This window comes from Idiomarina piscisalsi (assembly GCF_003987095.1).
GTDB lineage: Bacteria > Pseudomonadota > Gammaproteobacteria > Enterobacterales > Alteromonadaceae > Idiomarina > Idiomarina piscisalsi.
In genome coordinates this window covers 1-814 of sequence record NZ_PIQA01000008.1, presented here as the reverse complement: position 1 = coordinate 814, position 814 = coordinate 1, and the positions used below count along the sequence as shown (strand labels likewise).

The 814-nt window shown below is 53.8% G+C and carries 1 protein-coding gene; it reads right to left on the bottom strand.

The features are described from left to right. A partial coding sequence (locus CWI73_RS09300) for an Ig-like domain-containing protein (protein ID WP_126752538.1) occupies window positions 1-814 on the bottom strand: 814 nt, incomplete at both ends.

Genomic DNA, 814 nt, shown 5'->3' with positions numbered 1-814 from the left:
TTTGCTCGTCGCTATTAATCAGTTCATCACTGAACGTAATGCTGTTGTTGCCGTCAGTACCATCACCTGGTGCGCTGGTATCCACGGTGTGCGTTGAGGTTGTTGTGCTTTGGACGGCATTACCCGCTGCATCGTTAGAGTTAACCACCACATCGAATTCAGTATCCGCAGCCAAATCGCTTCCGGCAACGTCCACACTCCACTCACCGTTATTGCCGACGGTGGTAGTGTATTCCTGACCATTGATGGTCATCGTGACCACATCACCCTCTGCGATATCACCGCCTTGAGCTGAACCAGTGACAGCAATCGTTTGCCCTGCTTCTTCTGCGTTGATCACGTCATCAGCGGTGATGTCATTCACACTCACGGTGCCCGCATCCGCGCTGGTGTCCAAAGCGGCGGTGTCGGTGACACTGCCCTGGTTACCCGCAGAGTCCGTCACGGTCATGGTGACGGTGAGTTCGCCGTCAGTCAGTGTGCTCAGATCTTGTCCTGAAACGGTGACATTACCGTTTACGTCCACATTAATGTCGGCCGCATCGACCGTGATGCTGCCGCCCTGAGCGTCCGTAATAACGATGCTATCAACCGAGGCACCGTCTTCCACCTGACCAGTGAAGCCGATATTACTTTGCTCATCGCTATTGATCAGCTCATCACCGAACGCGATGCTGTTGTTACCATCGGTGCCATCACCTGGCGCACTGGTGTCAACGGTATGCGTTGAAGTTGCAGTACTGTTAACTGTGTTGCCCGCTGCATCGCTGGAATTTACGACCACATCAAATTCGGTGTCGGCAGCCAAGTCGGC